The sequence below is a fragment of the Streptomyces sp. NPDC005863 genome, assembly GCF_042871345.1.
Lineage (GTDB): Bacteria > Actinomycetota > Actinomycetes > Streptomycetales > Streptomycetaceae > Streptomyces.
Map to the genome: position 1 here is coordinate 103,857 of NZ_JBIAII010000008.1, position 18,316 is coordinate 122,172.

The 18,316-nt window shown below is 72.0% G+C and carries 18 protein-coding genes and 1 pseudogene; 7 read left to right on the forward strand and 12 right to left on the reverse strand.

Annotation, left to right across the window (positions count from 1 at the left end):
* Nucleotides 1–181: 181 nt before the first annotated feature.
* The 3 genes and pseudogenes from ACFYO9_RS26320 to ACFYO9_RS26330 all read right to left on the reverse strand — a co-directional run.
* Nucleotides 182–898 (reverse strand): annotated as a pseudogene (locus ACFYO9_RS26320) (response regulator transcription factor); the annotation flags it as partial.
* 98 nt (nt 899–996) lie between these two features.
* Nucleotides 997–1,623, reverse strand: coding sequence for a hypothetical protein (locus ACFYO9_RS26325; protein ID WP_355811040.1), 627 nt, complete (start codon nt 1,621–1,623; stop codon nt 997–999).
* Between the two features lie 147 nt (nt 1,624–1,770).
* Entirely contained in the window at nt 1,771–3,177 is a 1,407-nt protein-coding gene (locus tag ACFYO9_RS26330; RefSeq protein ID WP_358778699.1) for a PLP-dependent aminotransferase family protein, read from the reverse strand.
* Nucleotides 3,178–3,296: 119 nt separating this feature from the next.
* Between ACFYO9_RS26330 and ACFYO9_RS26335 the strand changes: the two genes are divergently transcribed.
* A complete protein-coding gene (locus tag ACFYO9_RS26335; protein ID WP_358778698.1) occupies nt 3,297–4,100 on the forward strand; it encodes an alpha/beta fold hydrolase in 804 nt (267 codons plus the stop codon).
* An 84-nt stretch (nt 4,101–4,184) separates the two neighbouring features.
* Here the strand turns inward: ACFYO9_RS26335 and ACFYO9_RS26340 are convergent, their stop codons facing one another.
* The 5 genes from ACFYO9_RS26340 to ACFYO9_RS26360 form a co-directional block, all read right to left on the reverse strand.
* A complete protein-coding gene (locus tag ACFYO9_RS26340; RefSeq protein WP_358778711.1) occupies nt 4,185–4,961 on the reverse strand; it encodes a glucose 1-dehydrogenase in 777 nt (258 codons plus the stop codon).
* 40 nt (nt 4,962–5,001) lie between these two features.
* The gene (locus ACFYO9_RS26345) at nt 5,002–5,574 is read right to left on the reverse strand and encodes a cupin domain-containing protein (RefSeq protein WP_358778697.1); all 573 of its coding nucleotides are present in this window, start codon (nt 5,572–5,574) and stop codon (nt 5,002–5,004) included.
* Nucleotides 5,575–5,704: 130 nt separating this feature from the next.
* The gene (locus tag ACFYO9_RS26350) at nt 5,705–6,625 is read right to left on the reverse strand and encodes a sulfotransferase domain-containing protein (protein ID WP_355811031.1); all 921 of its coding nucleotides are present in this window, start codon (nt 6,623–6,625) and stop codon (nt 5,705–5,707) included.
* A gap of 100 nt (nt 6,626–6,725) precedes the next feature.
* Nucleotides 6,726–7,514: a class I SAM-dependent methyltransferase gene (locus ACFYO9_RS26355; RefSeq protein ID WP_355811029.1), complete on the reverse strand. Its 789-nt coding sequence runs from the start codon at nt 7,512–7,514 to the stop codon at nt 6,726–6,728.
* 71 nt (nt 7,515–7,585) lie between these two features.
* A complete protein-coding gene (locus ACFYO9_RS26360) occupies nt 7,586–8,140 on the reverse strand; it encodes an adenylyl-sulfate kinase (protein ID WP_355811026.1) in 555 nt (184 codons plus the stop codon).
* Between the two features lie 284 nt (nt 8,141–8,424).
* Between ACFYO9_RS26360 and ACFYO9_RS26365 the strand changes: the two genes are divergently transcribed.
* On the forward strand, nt 8,425–9,321 hold the full coding sequence (locus ACFYO9_RS26365) for a LysR family transcriptional regulator (RefSeq protein WP_358778696.1): 897 nt from the start codon (nt 8,425–8,427) through the stop codon (nt 9,319–9,321).
* 45 nt (nt 9,322–9,366) lie between these two features.
* Here the strand turns inward: ACFYO9_RS26365 and ACFYO9_RS26370 are convergent, their stop codons facing one another.
* Together ACFYO9_RS26370 and ACFYO9_RS26375 are read right to left on the reverse strand one after the other, a co-directional pair.
* Nucleotides 9,367–10,929: an MFS transporter gene (locus ACFYO9_RS26370; RefSeq protein WP_358778695.1), complete on the reverse strand. Its 1,563-nt coding sequence runs from the start codon at nt 10,927–10,929 to the stop codon at nt 9,367–9,369.
* 47 nt (nt 10,930–10,976) lie between these two features.
* Nucleotides 10,977–11,339 carry a nuclear transport factor 2 family protein gene (locus ACFYO9_RS26375; protein WP_355811018.1) on the reverse strand — a complete coding sequence of 121 codons (363 nt, stop codon included), beginning with the start codon at nt 11,337–11,339 and terminating at the stop codon, nt 10,977–10,979.
* Nucleotides 11,340–11,752: 413 nt separating this feature from the next.
* Between ACFYO9_RS26375 and ACFYO9_RS26380 the strand changes: the two genes are divergently transcribed.
* The 3 genes from ACFYO9_RS26380 to ACFYO9_RS26390 all read left to right on the forward strand — a co-directional run bounded on the left by ACFYO9_RS26380 (nt 11,753) and on the right by ACFYO9_RS26390 (nt 14,799).
* Nucleotides 11,753–12,115 carry a hypothetical protein gene (locus tag ACFYO9_RS26380; protein WP_355811015.1) on the forward strand — a complete coding sequence of 121 codons (363 nt, stop codon included), beginning with the start codon at nt 11,753–11,755 and terminating at the stop codon, nt 12,113–12,115.
* Between the two features lie 126 nt (nt 12,116–12,241).
* On the forward strand, nt 12,242–13,342 hold the full coding sequence (locus ACFYO9_RS26385; RefSeq protein ID WP_358778694.1) for a phenazine antibiotic biosynthesis protein: 1,101 nt from the start codon (nt 12,242–12,244) through the stop codon (nt 13,340–13,342).
* A complete protein-coding gene (locus ACFYO9_RS26390) occupies nt 13,342–14,799 on the forward strand; it encodes an aldehyde dehydrogenase family protein (RefSeq protein WP_358778693.1) in 1,458 nt (485 codons plus the stop codon). The genes ACFYO9_RS26385 and ACFYO9_RS26390 overlap by 1 nt, the downstream gene beginning before the upstream one ends.
* A gap of 30 nt (nt 14,800–14,829) precedes the next feature.
* On the opposite strand, the gene ACFYO9_RS26395 is transcribed toward ACFYO9_RS26390, so the two are convergent.
* The gene (locus tag ACFYO9_RS26395; RefSeq protein WP_358778692.1) at nt 14,830–15,987 is read right to left on the reverse strand and encodes a ParB/RepB/Spo0J family partition protein; all 1,158 of its coding nucleotides are present in this window, start codon (nt 15,985–15,987) and stop codon (nt 14,830–14,832) included.
* A gap of 385 nt (nt 15,988–16,372) precedes the next feature.
* On the opposite strand from ACFYO9_RS26395, the gene ACFYO9_RS26400 reads away from it, so the two are divergent.
* On the forward strand, nt 16,373–17,335 hold the full coding sequence (locus ACFYO9_RS26400) for a LysR family transcriptional regulator (protein ID WP_355811005.1): 963 nt from the start codon (nt 16,373–16,375) through the stop codon (nt 17,333–17,335).
* Between the two features lie 4 nt (nt 17,336–17,339).
* The gene (locus ACFYO9_RS26405; protein WP_358778691.1) at nt 17,340–17,681 is read left to right on the forward strand and encodes a VOC family protein; all 342 of its coding nucleotides are present in this window, start codon (nt 17,340–17,342) and stop codon (nt 17,679–17,681) included.
* Between the two features lie 155 nt (nt 17,682–17,836).
* On the opposite strand, the gene ACFYO9_RS26410 is transcribed toward ACFYO9_RS26405, so the two are convergent.
* Nucleotides 17,837–18,313 (reverse strand): hypothetical protein, encoded by a 477-nt coding sequence (locus ACFYO9_RS26410; protein ID WP_358778690.1) that lies wholly within the window; start codon nt 18,311–18,313, stop codon nt 17,837–17,839.
* Nucleotides 18,314–18,316: the final 3 nt, after the last annotated feature.

The following is an 18,316-nucleotide window of genomic DNA, read 5'->3' on the forward strand; positions in this document are numbered from 1 at the left end:
CGCCCCGGCCTCGGCCGTCCCCGCGCAGGTCACCCCGCTGCTGGTCACCCCGACCCCGGCCGTCCCCGCACAGGTCACCCCGGCGCTGGTCGCCCCCGTGCTGGTCGCCCCGGCCCCCGCCGCCCCCGCGCAGGTCACCCCGGCGCAGATCCCCCCGACCCCCCGGGTCCCCCGGGCCACCCGCCCCGCTCGCCACCTTGTACCCCACCCCGAACACCGTCACGAGGCGGTCCGGACGGCGTGGGTCGGCCTCGATCTTCTTGCGGAGGTTCAAGACGTGCACGTCGACCGTGCGCACGGATATGTAACCGGACGAACCGTGGATCCGGTCGAGGAGCTGAGGGCGCGTGAAGACCCGGTCCGGCTCCGCCGCGAGCACGCTCAGCAGGTCGAACTCCCCCGGTGTGCACTCCACGTGCCGCCCGTCCACCGTCACCTCGTGCCGCACCGGGTCGACGACGAGACCCGCGACGCGCAGGATCCGCCGGTCGGCGTCGGGCAGCGGCGGATGGACGCCGCCCGCGCGGCGCAGCAGCGTCCGCACCCGGGCCATCAGCTCGCGCGGGCTGTACGGCTTGGTGAGGTAGTCGTCGGCGCCGAGGTCGAGGCCGAGGAGCAGGTCGTCCTCCGTGGTGCGGGCGGTGAGCATCAGGATCGGCAGCCGGGTCAGCTCGGGCGGCCCGTCCGCGTTCCGCAGGAACCGGGTGACCTCCAGGCCGTCCGTGCCGGGCATCATCACGTCGAGGATCAGCAGATCCGGCGGTCTGCGCCGCACCGCGTCGAGCGCGGCGGAACCGTCGTGGACGACGGCGACCGCGTGGCCGTCGCGCTCCAGATAGCGGCGGACCAGCTCGGCCTGCTTCTCGTCGTCCTCCGCGACCAGGACAAAAGCGCACATGGCGTTGAGGATAGGCCTGACCGGGCCTGGTTCAGGAGGGACGAAAGGGATCCGCACGCGGGCCTGACAGGATCCTCATAAGTGGCCGGCGGACCACCTCAGGAACCCCCCGCCCCGCCCGGGGCCCCGCCCCCAGTCCCGCCCGGGGCCCCGCCCCCGGCCCCGCCACCCTTCGCCTCGGCCTCCCCTGCGCCCGGGGAGACCTCCCCGTTGGTCCAGGCGTAGACGGTGTCACCGTCGACCGCCACCCGGTACGTGTGCAGGTCGCCGCAGTCCGTACGAGAGCGCGACGGCGTGCGGTCCGGCCACCAGGACGCGTCGAGGTCCGGCCCGCCGACCCGGGGCGCGTCGGCACCGCAGTCCGCGCCCCGCCCCGTACGCCCGTCGCGGTCCCGCCCGACGAGCGTGTAGCGGATCAGCTTCGCCCCTCCGGTCGTCTTCACCTTGACCTTGACGTTCCGGGCGTCGTCCGGGATCCACGCGGGCAGGACGAACGCCAGGTCGCCCTTGGTCGGCGCGGCGGACGCCGTGGCGAAGGACTTCGTCTTCTCCTTGAAGACGTGCTCACTGACGGCGTCCGGCATCAGCGCGCTGTTCTTCAGCGCGGGCCCCGCGACGGCGACGGCTCCCGCGGCGACCAGGCATCCGGCCACGGTGAAGACGACGATGCCGGCCTTCCTGCTGTCGGCACCGGCCGCATCGGCCTTCTTCTTGTTCAGAGGCATGGCACCAGTCTTCGGCCTCGCGCGCCGGATTACGTACAGCCGCAGAACGAAACCCCCCGTACGCCTGGAGACAGAAGTCGTACCCCGCGTCCCCCTCAAGATGGACCCTCAAGACGGCCCCTCAAGACGGACCCCCAAGACGGACCATCAAGACGGACCCGCCCCCGAAACCGCACGCGCCCGGCCCGCCTGCGAAATCTCCGCCAACACCCCCAACGCCCCGGCCAGCACCTCCGGCGGTGGCGACGCGAGCCCGATCCGCACGGCGCCCGGCACCCCGTGGCCGGTCACGGCGAAGGCCGAGCCGGGCGTGACGGCGATGCCCCGTTCCGCCGCCGCCCCGACGAACGTCTCGGCACGCCAGGGCGCCGGCAGCTCCCACCAGCAGTAATAGGACCGAGGGTCGGTACGGAACCGCCCCCGCGCCCCCGCGTCGATCAGCCGCTCCCGGACGATGCCGTGCCGCACGGCCGCGTCGGCGCGCTTGGCCGAGGCCAGCGTCGCCAGGATCCCGCCCCCCGCTCCGTCCCCCGCCCACCGCACCAGCGCCGCCAGATTGAACGCCCCCGCCGTCCACGCCCCAGACCGCAGAGCGTGCGCGAGGGCGTCCAGGTGGCCGGGCGGGGCGGCGAGCATGCCGACGGTGAGGCCGGGCGCGAGCCGCTTGGAGAGGCTGTCGAGGAAGACGACACGGTCCGGCAGCCGCGCGGCGAGCGGCGCCGGCGCGTCCGGCGCGAGGAACCCCCACGTCCCGTCCTCCACGACGGCGATCCTCAACTCCTCGACCACATCCACCAGTTGCTGCCGCCGCGACTCCCCCGCCGTCACCGACAGCGGATTCTGCAGGGTCGGCTGTACGTAGACACAGCTGAGGGACGCCTTCCGGTGAGCGTCGGCGAGCGCGCCGGGCAGCATGCCCTGCTCGTCCATGGCGACCGGCACGAGCCGCAGCCCGAGCTGCGCGGCCACCGCCTTGACCAGCGGATACGTCACCTCTTCGACGCCGACACGGTCGCCGGGGCGGGCCAGCGAGGAGAGCGCGGCGGCGATGGCCTGCCGGCTGTTCCCCGCGAACAGCACGCGTTCGGGCTCCGGCCGCCAGCCGCCGCGCGCGAGCACGGAGGCGGCGGCGTCCCGCGCCTGCGGCGTGCCGTCGGGCGCGGCGGTCCGGGTCGCCTCCAGCAACACGTCGGGCCGCAGCAGCGGCGCGAGCGCCCGGCTCATGAGCTCCGACTGGCCTGCCACGAACGGGTAGTTGAGTTCGAGGTTGACGACGGGAGGCGCGGGCGGACCCGCCGCAGGCCCCTCGGTCAGGGCGGCGCCACCGGGGTGCGGGGCGGCGGCCCGTACGAAGGTGCCGCGGCCGACCTCGCCGACGACGAGTCCGCGCCGCGCGAGCTCGCCGTACACGCGGATGGCCGTCGAGTTGGCGATCCGCCGGCGCCGGGCGAAGAGCCGCTGCGGCGGCAGCTGGTCCCCGGCGCGCAACGTCCCCGCCTCGATCTCCCTGGCCACGTCGTCGGCGACGCGCCGGTAGTCGTCCCGCCCGGCCATACCCGCCCCCACGTCGTCCGTACCCGCGCCCGCACCCGCACCCGCAACGCCCCGCGCACATTGCACCGAGAGCAAAGATCCTATTGCACCGCGGAGTTGACCCCGCCTAGCCTCCCCTCATGGCAACCGCGCAGCTCAACGGCATCACCATCGGCTACGACGACGAGAACACCCCGGTCACCCCGACCCCCGCGCCCACTCCCCTCGTCCTCCTCCACGGCCACCCCTTCGACCGCTCCATGTGGGCCCCGCAGCGCGCCGCCCTCGCCGCCACGCACCGCGTCATCACCCCCGACCTGCGCGGCTACGGGGAGTCCGGCGTCGTGCCCGGCACCACCGCGTTCGCCCGGTTCGCCGAGGACGTCGCCGCCCTCCTGGACCACCTGGGCGTACGGGAGTTCGCGCTCGGCGGCCTCTCCATGGGCGGGCAGATCGCGATGGAGTGCTACCGCCTCTTCCCGGAGCGCATCACGGGCCTGCTCCTCGCGGACACCTTCCCCGCGGCCGAGACACCGCAGAGCAAGGCCGCCCGCAACGCCCTCGCCGACCGGCTCCTCGCCGAGGGCATGAAGGGGTATGCGGACGAGGTGCGGGACAAGATGGTGGCCCCGTACAACACGGAGGCGTCCGCGTACGTCCACCGCATGATGATGGCCGCCCCGCCGGAGGGCGCGGCTGCGGCCCTGCGCGGGCGGGCCGAACGCCCCGACTACCAGGACCTGTTGACCCGCGTCGAGGTGCCGTCCCTGGTCGTCGTGGGCCGGGACGACACGTACACGCCGGTCTCCGACGCCGAAGCCATGCACGCCGCGCTCCCCGACTCCGTGCTGCACATCGTGGAATCGGCGGCCCACCTGCCGAACCTGGAACGCCCCGACGAGTTCAACGCGGCCCTGCGCACCTGGCTCGCCCGCCTCACCTGAGCGTGGGGCGGCGGGGTCCGCGACGGATCGGGGGCGAGCACACGGCCTACCAGGTCGGCCGCGTCCTACCAGGTCGGCCGCGCCCTACCAGGTGGGCCGCGCCCCCACCCCGCCGTCCACCACCAGGTCCGTGCCCGTGATCCACGACGCCGCGTCCGAGGCCAGGAACACGCAGGCGCTGCCGATGTCCTCGGGGCGGCCAAGCCGGCCGAGGGGCGCCGCCCGGCCCCACCGCTCCACCCCCTCGGGCCAGTCGTCGGCGAGTCCCGGCCGGTCGATCAGGCCCGGCGAGACGCTGTTGACGCGGATGCCGCGCGGCCCGTACTCCAGGGCCGCCGAGCGGGCGAACATGATCAGGGCCGCCTTCGACGCGCTGTAGTGCGCATGGCCCGGCGAGGGGCGCGAGCCCTCGATGGACGCGATGTGCGTGACCGTACCGCCGCCGTCCTGACCGGCCATCCGCTCCACCGCGGCCTGCGTGCAGCAGAACGCACTCGTCACGTTCGCCTCCGACAGCTCCCGCCACTGGGCGGCCGTCATGCCGGCCAGCTCCCGCACCGGCTGGATCCCCGCGGCGTTGACCAGCGCGTCAAGCCGACCCCGCCAGGAGTACGCCGTCTCGACGAGGCGCCGGCACTCGTCCTCGCGGGTCAGGTCCGCCGGTACGGCGACGGCGTCACCGCCCGCCGCCACGATCCGTCCGGCCAGCTCCTCGGCGCGCCGGCCGCCGGTGCGATGGTGGACGACGACCGCGGCGCCCGCCTGGGCGAACCGCAGGGCGACCCCGGCACCGATGCCGCCGCTCGCCCCGGTGACCAGGGCGACCCGCCCGGGCAACCCCGGCAGCGTCTCGTCACGCATCGGGGTCGGCGTCTCGTCACGCATCAGGGACGTCGTCTCGTCAGGCATCGGGGTCGTCCTCCCCGGAGGGCATCCGCAGGGGCGACCCAGAGCGGCACAACTCCCTGATGGTCTGGGCGCGTTCCGGGTAGCGCGCGCTCAACTCCTCGGCGTCGCCGCCCTCGTAGTCCTCGGGGACGAACCCCGGGGCCATGGTCGTCCCGAACAGCGTCCACCCGTACCGTCCGCCGGAACCGACCCTCGCCCCCATCCACGTCCCGGCCGGCACCACCAGCTGCACCTGTCCCCCGGCGCCGAGGACGGCCGTGCGGTCGGTGCCGTCGGGCGCGAGGAGCAGCAGCTCCAGCGCGTCACCCTCGTAGAAGTGCCAGACCTCGTCGGTGGGCAGCCGGTGCAGGGCGGAGAAGTCGCCGGGGATGGTGGTCAGGAGCACGATGATCGCCGACCCGGCGGGGCGCCCGCCGACGCCCGGTGGCCCTGTCCAGGTGCGGCGGTACAGGCCACCCTCGACGGGGAGGGGTTCGAGTCCGTGCCGGGCGGCGACCGCTTCGGGGGACGCGGGTTCGGCTTCAGCCGGTGCGGGGAGCGCGGCTGACGCCGCTGATTCGACCATGTCCGATCGCTCCCCGGCCGGGACGCCTCGTAACCACAGAGCGGCAGGAGGGGGCCGGGTCACGCCGTACTCGCGTGACCTGGCCCCCTCCTGCCGTCTGCCTCTTGCTAGCTGCTGCCGCTCCCGCGGCCTACGCCGTCGGTGTCGCCTCGTACCCGAAACGCGCCGCCGTCGCCGTGAGGGCCGGGTGGGCGAAGCGTTCGGCCAGGTCGCCCTCGCCGATCCACTCGCGCCACTCGCCCACCTGACCGCGCCGCATGATGCGGGCGTTCTTCGTGGTCTCGCCCTCATCCGCGGACGCCGCGTCCTCGCGGGCGCGCATCGCCTTGAAGGAGCTGCGCTCGGCGGCCCGCGCGACCACCTCCGGCGGCACCGCGAGCCCGAGCGCGGCGAGCATCGCGGTGATCGCGCCGACCGGGTGCGACTTCAGGTCCTCGAACCGCACCACCGCGAACTTCGAGAACTCCGGCGCCGCCTCCAGCCAACTCCGGTAGAACCGCGCCCAGCCGGGGATCGACGGCTCGCCGTCACCGAGCCTGACCCGGTCGAGGAAGTCGGGGTACGTGAGCTTCCCGATCATGTCCGCGGCGTCCGGTATCCACGAGCCGCCGAAGGAGGAGAACCACTTGTACGACGAGTAGATCGTGTCGCGCGGGTCCCGCACCACGAGGATCGCGCTGTTCACCGCGGAGTCGGCGAACACCTCGGGGTAGAAGTGGGTCTTGATGAACCGCTTCGCGTCAGGGCCGCCCCTGTCAGGGCCGCCCGCGTCCGTGCCACTCGCGTGGTCGCGCTCCGACGTCGCCGCCAACCGCTTGCGGTAGTACTCCAGTTGGGTCTCGACGGCCTGCGCGGCGCCGTCCCGCTCGTCGGGCGACTCGACGTACGGGTCGAGGTACTCGAAGCCGAGCTCGTGCACGATGTTGGCCACGAGCGCCTGCCCGGACCCCGGGTCCCCGGCCACGACGATGTCGCGCTCACCGAGCAGACGCGCACTGCGCCGGGCCAGCTCGTCCGGACGGAGTTTTTCCCGGACGGAGTCCTCGGTCATGTCACACATCCTGTCTCTCCCCGCGACCGGGGACGTCGGAGCGAAGGCGATGGGGAGGGGGAAGGGGGGTGGGGCCCGGCGAGGGTGGGGGACGGCTCGCTCACTTCTTGGCGCGCGCCGCGACCGCCCTGGTCAGATAGGTGACCTCCAGCTTGTCCAGGCCCGCGATGCGCTCCCGGATGAAGTCGAGGAACTTCTCGAACCCGGCGTCGCCGAGCTGGACCCGCACGTCGTTCACCGACTGCCACAGGCCGATGTAGTGGTCGACGCTCTGCTCGACGGAGTGTCGGCCCTCCAGGACGACGACGTCGTCGAAGAGCGGGCTCGCGTTGAACTTGTCCGACAGCTCCTTGATCATCTGGGGGTGGGCGGAGGTGATCCGCTTACGCTCCCCCATGAGGCGCTTGAGCTCGTTCTCGATGTCCACGAGGATCGGGTTCACCTCGATCAGCCGCGGGTTGTAGAGCGCGACGAACCAGCCGCCCGGGCGCAGCACCCGGCAGAACTCCGCGGTGCCCACCTCGAAGTCGACCCAGTGGAACGACGACGCCATGCTGATCAGGTCGGCCGACCCGTCCGGCAGGCCGGTCTTCTCGCCCTGTCCGGCCCGCCAGGAGATCGAGTAGCCCTCGGAGTCCGAGATGCCCTCGGCCCGCATGTTGTCGTTCGGCTCGACCGCGGTGACCGAGCGGAAGCCGCCGTCCGCCACGATGCGGGTCCACAGGCCCGTGCCGGCGCCGACGTCCACCGCGTCCAGCTCACCCGCGGGCCGGCCCACCAGGCCGATCAGCGCGTCCCGCACCGAGGTCGCGTACCCCTCGCGGTATTTCGAGTAGTCCTTCGCCAGGTCGGTGAAATCTCCGTGCTTGAGCTTCGTCGACGTCGTCATACGGGGTACGGCTCCTTTTATGCCTCACTGAAACACCGAAAAACTGAACCGGAAAAGCCTTTACCGAAAGCTCACGCCACGGCCGAGGGCATACGCTGCTCGTGCGCCAGTCGAATCATGGTCGCGGCAGCCTTCGGGTCGACGTCCCCGTAGTTGGTGACGACGAGATCGGGTGCCGTCGGGAACTCCGCGGACTGCCCTATTCCGACGATGTCCTTGTCGTCGTTCCCGCTGTAGACGCCCTTGCTGTCGCGCCGCTTGAGTTCTTCGACCGGCACGTCGAGGAGCACCTCGAAGTAGTCGGGCTGGTTCTCCCTGTTCCACCGCTGCACCTCGTGGAACAGCGAGATCGTGGCGACCACGACGACGTGTCCCTGCTCCGCGAGCAGCCGCGAGAGGCGGCCGTACGTCATGGACGCCTTGATCCGGCTCTCGCGGTCGAACCCGTGGGTCATGCCGAGCGCGGTCCGCACCTGGTTCCCGTCGAGGAGGATGGGCTGCTGCCCGCGCTGGAGCAGCTGGCGGACGAGTGCGCGGGCGACCGTCGTCTTGCCGGCCTCGGCAAGCCCGGTCACCCAGATGACCGTGCCTGCGGAATCGACGCCTCCAACTCCGGTGGTTCCCATGGCTGACTCCCCTCAGTGGACGTACGACGGCCGAACTCTTCACAGCGCGACGGCGCTGCTGTAAAGTTCCTCAGAAAATTTTTGGCAGCACGAATCAGGCAGCACAAATCAATACGCCAGGCAGCGAAATTCCATACGTGGCGCTCGGGCAATGACGAGCGAGCCATGAAAGAGATTCCTGAAGGGATCTCTTGAAATGGGCCACCGACCGACCCCGTCAGTATTGTCCCGGCGTTTACCGGGCGTCCAATATCTGTTCGTACTGAAGCCTAGATCGGTCAGTTATGGAGATACGTCAACTCGAGTACTTCGTCGCCGTCGTCGAGGACGGCAACTTCACCAGAGCGGCGGCCCGGGTCCACGTCACCCAGCCGGGCGTGAGCGCCCAGATCCGCCGCCTGGAGCGAGAACTCGGTTACGAACTGCTCGACCGGTCAGGGCGCACGGTCCGCCCCACCGCCGTGGGCGAGGCACTGCTCCCGCACGCGAAGGCCGCGCTGGACGCGGTGCGCAACGCCCGGCTCGCCGTCGACCAGGTGGCGGGGCTGCTGCGGGGCAGGGTGCACGTCGGCATGGTGACGGTGGTGGCCTCGCTCGACGTGCCCGGCATGCTCGCCGAGTTCCAGGCGGACCACCCGGCGGTGGAGATCGCGCTGCGGCAGGGCGGCACCGACGACCTCGTCGACGCGCTGAAGGACGGCGAACTCGACATGGCGTTCCTCGGCATGGCCGGGGAACCCCCGAGCTTCCTGCGCACCGAGGTCATCCGCGCCGACCCGCTCGTCGCGGTGGTGCGCGCGGACGACGAACTCGGCGGGCGCGACGCCCTGTTGCTCAAGGAGCTCGCGGGCCGTCAGCTGATCTCGCTGCCGACCGACAGCGGCACCCGGCACCGACTCGACACCTCGCTCGCCACGGCCGGCATCGACGCGCCCGTCGCCTTCTCCGCCAGCGATCCGCAGGTGCTCGTGGACATGGCGGCGCGCGGTTCAGGGGTGGCGATCCTGCCGCGGGGCGCCGTCCGGTCGGCCGGCGCCGAGCTGCGGCTGATCCCGTTCCGCGACCCGGAGCTGCACGGGCGGCTGTATCTGGCGTGGCCGGACGACCGGACGATCGACCCGGCGGCGCAGGCGGTCATCCAGCACGCGCTCGACCGCATCCAGGACCGGAGCGCCACGTAGTACTGGCGCGGAATCCGCGCTATCTGTACGGGACTTGACGCGTCGTCACTTCACAGGCTGCGGCTCGCCCGTCTCGACGTCCGCGTCCCGGGGCGGCGGCGGCTTGGCGGCCAGGAAGTCCTTGGCGCGGATGAGGAAGAAGGCGAACACCGCACCGACCAGGGCCACCACGCCCGTGATGACCAGCAGGTCGTTCAGCGCGCTCGCGTACCCGGAGTGCAGGGCGGTCGCCACCTCGTCCCGCATACCCGGCGGCACGCTGTCGCCGAGACCGGAGACGTCGCCGTGCTCGACGGCGGCGGCGACGCCAGGGGCGCTGCCCGCGAGGTCGGGGACGGCCGACAGATTGCGTACGACGTCGTCGTGCAGCGTCGCCGTGAAGATGGAGCCCAGGACGGGGATGCTCGCGGCCATGCCCACCTGGCGGAAGGTGATGTTCATGCCCGACGCGGCGCCCGACCGGTCCGGGGTGACGACGCCGACGGCGGTGGAGGCGAGCGGCGGGTTCACCACACCGCTGCCGAGGCCCGCCACGACGAAGCCGGGGATGAGGTGCGTCCAGCTGCTCGACGCGTCGTTGCCGGACATGAGGAGCAGGCCGACGCCGACCAGGAGGAGGCCGGGTCCGATGAGCCACTTCACCGGCAGCCGGCTGCTCAGCCGTCCGGCGACGGTCGACGCGACCAGGGCGCACATGCTGATCACCAGCAGCCGCACGCTGGACTCCAGGACGGAGTACCCGAGGCCGTTCTGCAGATAGAGCACGAGGTAGAGCAGCATCGCGAACAGCGAGCCGTTCATCGTGAACGCGGCGATCGAACCGCCGACGAAGGTCGGCGTGCGGAACAGCGACAGGTCGAACAGCGGCTGGGACGACCGGAGTTCCACGATCAGGAAGGCGACGAGGAGCACGCCGGCCGCGCACAGCCAGACCACGACGTCGGTGTTGCCCCACTCGGTCTCGCCGGCCCGGATCAGACCGTAGATCAGGGCGACGAGTCCGCTCGTGAAGAGGACGAAGCCCGGCCAGTCGAGGCGGAGCCGGCCGCGCACCGGCGCCTCGTCGACCTTCCGCAGCGTCACCAGGATCGCGAGGAGACCGATGGGGACGTTGACGAGGAAGATGCCGCGCCAGCTGATGTTGCTGGCGATCAGCCCGCCGAAGACGGGCCCGAGTCCGGTCGCGATGCCCGTCACCGCGCCCCAGACGCCGAAGGCGACGCCCCGCTCCTTGCCGGTGAAGTTCCGGGCGAGCAGCGCGAGCGACGTGGCGTACATGACGGAGCCGCCGATGCCCTGCGCGGCGCGGGAGAGGATCAGCATCAGCGGTGTGGAGGAGACGCCGCAGAGCAGCGAGCTGACGGTGAAGACGCCGAGGCCCACCAGGAACAGCTTGCGGTAGCCGAAGCGGTCGGCCAGCGAGCCGCCGACCAGCAGCATCGCGGCGAGCGTCAGTGAGTAGGCGTCGACCACCCACTGCGCGTCCGCGAAGCTGGTGTCGAGCCCGCTCTGGATCTGCGGCAGCACGACGGTGACGATGGTGGCGTCCAGCAGGATCATGAAGGTCGCCGCGGAGACGACCACCAACGTCCACCATCGCTTGGCCATGACTGCTCTCCCCCACACGTTTTGGGCCTACTGGGCTTGGACCGGGCCTACTTGGGCTGGACGAACTCGGGCTGGTCGATGACGCGCAGCCACGAGCCGTCGGGCTGGCGGCGCACGACCTGGGCGCGGGCGCCCGTGCCGTCCTTCGGCGGGGTGGAGGTGAGCGCGATGTCGCCGTTGATCAGCGTGGGCAGCGGCTCCTCCGGCTCGAAGTGGGGGTTCCGCGTCATCGCCATCTCCCAGATCTTGCGGATGGCTTCGCGGCCCTGGGTGATCTGCCCGGGCGGGAAGGCGACGACCGCGTCCTCCGCGTAGAGCTCCGCGACGCCGGCCGCGTCACCCTTGTTGGCGCGCTCGACGAACAGACGCGTAATGTCTTCCGGCTGGTAAGCCTTCTCGTACTCGGACACAGGGGGGCCTCTCGTTCAGAGCTGATTTCCAGCACCGTCAAGCTTGGCCGCGCGCAAGTGGCAAGTCCAACTCCCTTTAGTTCTGGCAACCAGAAGCAATGGATCTGGTGGGCGGCGGTGGTTGACTCGATGCGGTCGACTTCGGGGCGGCCTGCTCCGGGGCCTGCCGACTGAGGAATTCCTCGGTCGCCATCCATTCCCCCGACCCGGCCGGGGCCGCATCGCACGGAGTGGCGCCTAGCACTGCCCGAAGTCGCCCGGAAGATCACTTCAGGACAGAACACATCGCCTTTTCACCGGGCCCCCCGTACGCTCACATCCCCCTTCTTCCTCCGCACCGCAGACCCGAAGCAGGAGGCCCCCATGAGCCCTGACGGAACGTCCCCCCGCGCGCTCATCCGGCGAGTGTCCCCATGAGGGTCGACGTCGCCTGGTGGCACCTGGACGGCACCCCGCAGACCATCGATTCGCTCCGCGCCCACCTGCGAGAGAACACGCTGGACCACTGGACGAAGGTGCCCGGACTGCGGCTGAAGATCTACTTCGCCGACCGCGAGCAGAACCGCTGGGGCGCGATGATGCTCTGGGAACACGAGCGGCCCCCGCTCGACGAGATGCCCCCGAACGCCGCCCTGGCCCTCATCGGCCGGCCCCCCGACGTGCGCGCCACCTTCGAGGCCGAGGGCACGGTGGAGGGGCAGTACGAACTTGCCGCGCTCCAGGCCCTGGGCCCCGCATTCGCCGCCGTACAGACCGTCGGTCACCAGAAATCATGACGTTCCCTTTCGCCCCGCCCCTCGCCCGCATCCCTTCCCTCGCCCGCACCCTTATCCCCACCCGCACCCGGGAAATGGGCGACGACGCCGGGCGGGCGACGACACCTTGAAGAGGACGACGACACCATGAAGTCGAACACCTGGGAGATCCTCGACCTCCCGCCCGGCACCCGCCCCGACCCGGACGCCTATCTGCGGGCCGCGATGGAATGGCACTTCGGCCCCGAGACCGGCTCGCCCTACTGGCTGGAGCGCGCGAAGTCCCTCGACTTCGACCCGCGCACCGATATCGCGACCCACGCCGATCTCGTACGTTTCCCCAATGTCGCCGCCGAACTGCGCACCGTCCCCGCCGAGGACCTGATCCCGCGCGGATACGGCGAGAACCCCGACGTGCGGGGCGTCTTCGAGAGCGGCGGCACCACCGGCGCCCCCAAACGCGTCGTGCTGCTCGGCGACTGGCGCCGCCGGCTGCTGGCGTGGACCAGCGACCAACTCGACGCCCACGGCTTCCCCCGGGGCGCAAACTGGCTGGGAATCGTCCCCAGCGGCCCGCACATCGTCGGCGAGTTCTTCCGCGGCTCGGCGACCACGCACGGCACCCACGGGTTCACCCTCGACCTCGACCCGCGCTGGGTGAAGCGGCTGATCTCCACGGGCCGCGGCGGCGAGGCCGACGACTACGCCGAGCACGTCGTCGACCAGGCGGCGGAGGTGCTGCGCTCGCAGAACATCGGCGTCCTCACCGTCACGCCCCCGGTCCTGGAGCGGATCGCGCGCCGCGACGAGCTGGTGGAGCTGATCAACGAGAAGGTACGGGCGATCCGTTGGGGCGGCACGCAGCTCGACCCCGACTCCCGCCACGTCTACCGCACGGAGATCTTCCCCGACACCGTCTTCTCCGGTAATTACGGCAGCACGATGATCCTGGGCTTCGCCGGCGAGCGCCCGGGCCTCGGCGACGACGACCCCTGCGTCTTCGACACCCTGAGTCCGTACGTCACCTTCTCGGTCGTCGACCCCGAGACGCTCCGCCCCGTCCCGTACGGGGAGCGCGGCCGGGTCGTCGCCAGCCACGTCAGCAAGTCGTTCCTGCTGCCCAACAACCTCGAACGCGACCTCGCCACCCGCGTCGAGCCGCTCGACGGCGGCCCCGGCGACGCGGTGGCCGACATCGCGCCCGTCAGCAGGTTCGAGAACGAGGACGTGGTGGAGGGGGTCTACTGATGCCGCCGGTCAGCGAGCCCGTAGGGCCCGTAGAGGAGGGAGGCGGTCCGGTTCGCCCGGGGAACGGTCCGGTTCCCTCGGCCGCCGAACCCGTCCAGCTCGACGCCCTCGGACCCCGCGGCGCGTTCCGCGCCAGGAACCGCCTCCAGGTCGCCGACGTCACCGGCACCGTCGCGGCCGAACTCAGCCTCGTACCACCGCCGTTCGTGAGCCGCGCCCTCTCCACGATGCGCCGCGCGCACCCCGCGCCGCCCGCCGAACGGCTGCGGCGGATCGCCGCCGCGGCCGACCTCTTCGCCACCGGCACCGTCGCGGGCCTGACCGTGCCGGACTACTGCCACCTGGTCAGCCGTGTCGGCGGCGTGCCGATCACCGAGGTCTCCTCGGCCGTCGAGCGCATCGCCGAACGCCTCCGCTCCCTCGCCGCAGGCCTCGACCAGGCGCGCCCCGCCGGCGCGGTCACCGACTGGCGCGACCCGCTGACCCGCGCCGCGGGCCGGGCCGTGCACACCCGGCGCGGCGACGTGTTCGCCGTGCACGCGGCCGGCAACCATCCCGGCACCCACAGCCTGTGGCCCGAGGCGCTGGCGCTCGGCTTCCGCGTCGCGGTGCGGCCCTCCCGGCGCGAGCCGTTCACCCCGCACCGGCTGGTCACGGCGCTGCGCACGGCGGGCTTCGGGAACGACGAGATCACGCTCCTTCCCACCGACCACGCGGGCGCGGACAACGTCCTGCGCGGCGCCGACCTCGGCCTGGTCTACGGCGGCGAGGACGTCGTACGGAAGTACGGCGCGGACCCCACCGTCCTGCTCCAGGGGCCGGGCCGCTCCAAGATCCTGGTGACGGCCGACGTCGACTGGCGCGACCACCTCGACACCCTCGTGGACTCGGTCGCCGGGCGCGGTGGCACGGGCTGCGTGAACACGACGGCGATCCTGGTGGAGGGCGACCCGACGCCCCTGTGCGAGGCGCTGGCCGAACGGTTCGCGGCCCTGCCGAGCCTCCCGCCGGACCACCCGAAGGCCGTACTGCCCGTGCAGCCGGCCGCGGGCGCCCGGGCCATCGCCGACTACGTGTCCCGCCGCGCCGCCGGCGCCCGCGCCTGGCTGGGAGCGGACACGGTCGCCGACGAACTGGGCGACGGCAGCGCGGTGTTGCGCCCGTCCGTCCACCAACTCGACCGCGCCGACGCCCCGCAGCTGGGCGCCGAACTGCCCTTCCCCTGCGTGTGGGTGGCGCCCTGGCGCCCGGCGGAAGGCATCACCCCACTCCGGGACACCCTGGTCCTCACGGCCCTGACAACCCAGGAGCCCCTACTGGACGCCCTGTTGGGCGAGCCGACCATCGCCAACCTGTACGTGGGCGACCACCCGACGCACTGGATGCGCCCGGGTCTGCCGCACGACGGGCACCTCTCGGACTTCCTGATGCGGACGAAGACGGTGGTACGGGACTGAGGGCCCCGGACGCCAGCCGCGGGCGCACACTCACCGCAGTGAGGCGCGGCTGTCGACCTCCTGCGCGACGCTGAACCAGACCTCGCCGCAGGCGCGGGCCACGTTGGCGACCAGGTCGACGCAGTGGGCCGGAACGCTCTCGATGAGCCGGTTCCACTCGTCCGGCGGGAGGGTCGCCGCGTCGAGCAGCCGCAGCAGCAGCCGCCCGGACTCGGTGAAGCGGATCGAGGGGTCACGCTTCAGGATCGGGATCAGCTCGGCGGCCATCGACGCGACGGCTCCCGGCGCGACACCTCCCGCGGCCGCCGACGGCACGGGCGCTTTGTCGGCGGGGTCGGCAGCCACCCGCGCCGACACGGCCGACGAGGCCGCGGGGTCGGCGGCCACCCGCGCCGGTACGGCCGACGTCGGAGTGGGGTCGGCCGCCACCCGGTCGAGGTCGCCCCGCTCCAGCCTCCTGCGCACGTCGCGGGCGGTGGAACGGGAGACTCCGGCGGCCCCGGCGATCTGCCGCAGCGTCGCGTCCGGATGGTTCCGGATGAAGTCGCCGGTCGTGGCGCGCGCCCCGGCGCCGTCGACGGGCCGGGCCCGGCCGTCCCGGCCGATCCGTACGGGCGCCGCGGGCAGGTCGTCGCCGAGCCGCCGCCGCAGACTCCCCACCGTCTTGGGCGACAGGCCGGCGAACGAGGCGATCATGCGGTCGGACCAGTGCGGGTGGGAGTGGATGATGCGGGTCGCCGCGGCGTTGCGGTCGGCCCGGGTCAGCGGCAGTCCGTGCGTGGTGTTGGCCCGCACGGCGACGACGAAGACGTCCGACTCGTATCCGTCGAGGAACCGCACGGCGATCTCCCGCTCCCCGCGCAGCGCGGTCGCCCGCAGCCGGTGCATGCCGTCGATGACCCGCATCGTCGCCCGGTGGACCAGGATGGGCGGCAGGTCGGCCCCGGACTCGGCGAGGACCCGGACGTGGTCGAGGTTCTCGCCGACGAGGCGGGGTGAGTCGGCCGACCAGAGCAGGTCGACGGGGACGCGTTCGACGGGCAGATCGTGCGCACGGATGTCCCAGGGCTTGGGCGCGGGATCCCGGCCCTCCCCCGGCCGCCCGCTCCCGGCTCCGACCCCCGTTCGGGCAGCCGTCGTCCGGCCTTTCTCGGCTTCTGTAACGTCTGTCGACTCGCTCGTATGCATGACCCCGTCGCCCCCTGATCAGAGCCGCCCGTCCGCTCGACGTGCTCCGCCGCTCCAACGAAACTGGAATCGCTGATTCCCACAGGTTGTTCTAGCCACAAACCGATACGACACAAGAAAAATGCACAGAATAAGCCACGTACTCGCGTATCCCGTATTAGTTGTTCACTCAAATTACCGCTCACGTACGAGCGGAGGCCACCGTTTTCGGTGTCACGGAAGAACCGACCATCCGGTTTCCCGCCATTTTCGACGAGGGACTTGACGGGATCCCGAGACATCCCCTAAGGAACCCCGCGCCGCCCCGCCCGCTCTACCGTGTGCCCGAACGAACAAAGACAAGAACTCCGACAACTGCCTCCCCCGATTACTAGAATCACGGGACATGGAACTCAGGCAGCTCGAATACTTCGTCGCGGTGGCCGAAGAGGAGAACTTCACCCGGGCCGCCGAGCGCGTACACATCAGCCAGTCCGGGGTGAGCGCCCAGGTCAGGCAGTTGGAGCATGATCTGGGCACGTCGCTGTTCGACCGCTCGGGCCGCAGCGTCAGGCTCACGCCCGCCGGATCGGCGGCCCTGCGGCACGCGCGGGCGGCCCTGGCCGCCGCCGACGCCGTGCGCCAGGCGGTGGACGAGGTGAACGGCCTCATCCGGGGCCGGCTGGTGGTCGGCATGGTGACGGCATGCACGGTCACGCCGCTCTTCGACGCCCTGTCCGCGTTCCATCACAGCCACCCCGGTGTGGAGATCGTCCTCCTTGAGGACACCTCCGACCGCCTCGTCGAACGCCTGCGCGCAGGCACCGCCGACCTCGCCCTGGTCAGCACGCCGGGGACGCCGCCGCCGGGCCTGGAGGCGTACGAGATCATCCGCGAGCCCCTGGTCGCGGCGATGCCGGCCGGCCATCCGCTCACCGAGGAACCCCGCGTGACGCTCCAGGCACTGGCGGACCACTCGGTGGTGAGCCTGCCGCCGGGCACGGGGGTGCGGAAGGTGTTCGACGACGCGTGCGCGGCGGCGGGGGTGCACATGGAGATCGCGTTCCAGGCGGGGGCGCCCAGCGCCATCGCCGACCTGGCGATCCGCGGCCTTGGGGTCGCGATCCTCTCCGAGTCGCTGGTCGCCCAGCACCGCCCGCGGCTGACGACCCGCCCCATCGAGGACATCCACACGGAGCCGGTGCTGTCGCTCGCCTGGTCGTCCGCGGACAACCCGGCGCTGCGGCAGCTGGTCCACCACTGCCGCCAGTCCTTCTCCCGCCCGTCCCCCTTGGCGGTCCCCCCGCCCGCCAGGACCGGGCCCCCGACCGCCACGCTGCCCGCGCTCCGCCCCGCGGACCTACCATGAGGACATGGCCCTCGACCTCTTCGCAGGCATCCCCGTGAACGACTTCGCGGCGGCGCTGACCTGGTACGAACGGCTCCTCGGCACGCCACCCGCCTTCGTCGCCGACGACAAGGAGGCGGTCTGGAAACTCGCGAAACACCGGTCGCTGTTCATCGAACACCGCCCCGAAGACGCGGGCCACGCCCTGCACACGGTCTTCATCGACGACCTGGACGCGATGGTCACCGCGGCGACGGCCCGAGGCGTGCACCCGAGGGCCCGGGAGACCTACGCGAACGGCGTCCGCAAGGCCACGTACGAGGACCCGGAGGGCAACGAACTGAGCTTCGGGAGCGCCCCGCTCTGATCGGAGGTGCCCCGCTCTCGCTCTGAGTGGGCGAGACGTATCGTCGACGGAGGGGCGGTGGCGTTCGGGGCGCGTCGATGCTCGGGGTGCGGTGACGTCCAGTGGAGTGCGGTGGCATTCGGGTGCGGTGGTGTTCGGGGTGCGGTGGCCGGCGTTCAGGGCTGGGGTGGGGCCGCCGCCGGGCCGTTCAGCAGGCCCTGGGCCACCGACACGAAGGCCGACTTCGCCCGCTCGACGTCGTCCGGCGCCTCGTGGCGGCGCAAGGAGTCGACGAGCCGCCGAGCCGCGGTGGCGGCCTCGGGCGGGCCTTCCAGGACCACCGCGCCCAGCGCCCGCCGGAGCAGGGCCTCGTCGTCGGGGCCACCCCTCCCCGTACGCTCGGTCAGGGCTCGCGCCTCCGCGGCGGCGAGGAACTCCCCGTAGATCTGGCGCCGTTGGGCGAGCGCGCGCTGCACCTGCTCGGACCGGATCGTGAGCCGGACGGACTCCAGCAGCGCGTCGGCCTGCCGGTCACCCGCGTGACGCGCCGCCTCGGCCTGCCTGAGCCCCGCGCTGCGGCCGTACCAGCCGGTGACGATGCTGCCGGCGATCGCCGATCCCGCGGCGATCAGCGCGACTCCCCATTCACTCATGGC

What these genes read in the sequence shown, in the direction of transcription:
- ACFYO9_RS26325 (WP_355811040.1), bottom strand. Translation starts at nt 1,623, where the DNA reads ATGCCTCTGAACAAGAAGAAGGCCGATGCGGCCGGTGCCGACAGCAGG.
- ACFYO9_RS26330 (WP_358778699.1), bottom strand. Translation starts at nt 3,177, where the DNA reads ATGGCCGGGCGGGACGACTACCGGCGCGTCGCCGACGACGTGGCCAGG.
- ACFYO9_RS26335 (WP_358778698.1), top strand. Translation starts at nt 3,297, where the DNA reads ATGGCAACCGCGCAGCTCAACGGCATCACCATCGGCTACGACGACGAG.
- ACFYO9_RS26340 (WP_358778711.1), bottom strand. Translation starts at nt 4,961, where the DNA reads ATGCGTGACGAGACGCTGCCGGGGTTGCCCGGGCGGGTCGCCCTGGTC.
- ACFYO9_RS26345 (WP_358778697.1), bottom strand. Translation starts at nt 5,574, where the DNA reads ATGGTCGAATCAGCGGCGTCAGCCGCGCTCCCCGCACCGGCTGAAGCC.
- ACFYO9_RS26350 (WP_355811031.1), bottom strand. Translation starts at nt 6,625, where the DNA reads ATGACCGAGGACTCCGTCCGGGAAAAACTCCGTCCGGACGAGCTGGCC.
- ACFYO9_RS26355 (WP_355811029.1), bottom strand. Translation starts at nt 7,514, where the DNA reads ATGACGACGTCGACGAAGCTCAAGCACGGAGATTTCACCGACCTGGCG.
- ACFYO9_RS26360 (WP_355811026.1), bottom strand. Translation starts at nt 8,140, where the DNA reads ATGGGAACCACCGGAGTTGGAGGCGTCGATTCCGCAGGCACGGTCATC.
- ACFYO9_RS26365 (WP_358778696.1), top strand. Translation starts at nt 8,425, where the DNA reads ATGGAGATACGTCAACTCGAGTACTTCGTCGCCGTCGTCGAGGACGGC.
- ACFYO9_RS26370 (WP_358778695.1), bottom strand. Translation starts at nt 10,929, where the DNA reads ATGGCCAAGCGATGGTGGACGTTGGTGGTCGTCTCCGCGGCGACCTTC.
- ACFYO9_RS26380 (WP_355811015.1), top strand. Translation starts at nt 11,753, where the DNA reads ATGAGGGTCGACGTCGCCTGGTGGCACCTGGACGGCACCCCGCAGACC.
- ACFYO9_RS26385 (WP_358778694.1), top strand. Translation starts at nt 12,242, where the DNA reads ATGAAGTCGAACACCTGGGAGATCCTCGACCTCCCGCCCGGCACCCGC.
- ACFYO9_RS26390 (WP_358778693.1), top strand. Translation starts at nt 13,342, where the DNA reads ATGCCGCCGGTCAGCGAGCCCGTAGGGCCCGTAGAGGAGGGAGGCGGT.
- ACFYO9_RS26395 (WP_358778692.1), bottom strand. Translation starts at nt 15,987, where the DNA reads ATGCATACGAGCGAGTCGACAGACGTTACAGAAGCCGAGAAAGGCCGG.
- ACFYO9_RS26400 (WP_355811005.1), top strand. Translation starts at nt 16,373, where the DNA reads ATGGAACTCAGGCAGCTCGAATACTTCGTCGCGGTGGCCGAAGAGGAG.
- ACFYO9_RS26405 (WP_358778691.1), top strand. Translation starts at nt 17,340, where the DNA reads ATGGCCCTCGACCTCTTCGCAGGCATCCCCGTGAACGACTTCGCGGCG.
- ACFYO9_RS26410 (WP_358778690.1), bottom strand. Translation starts at nt 18,313, where the DNA reads ATGAGTGAATGGGGAGTCGCGCTGATCGCCGCGGGATCGGCGATCGCC.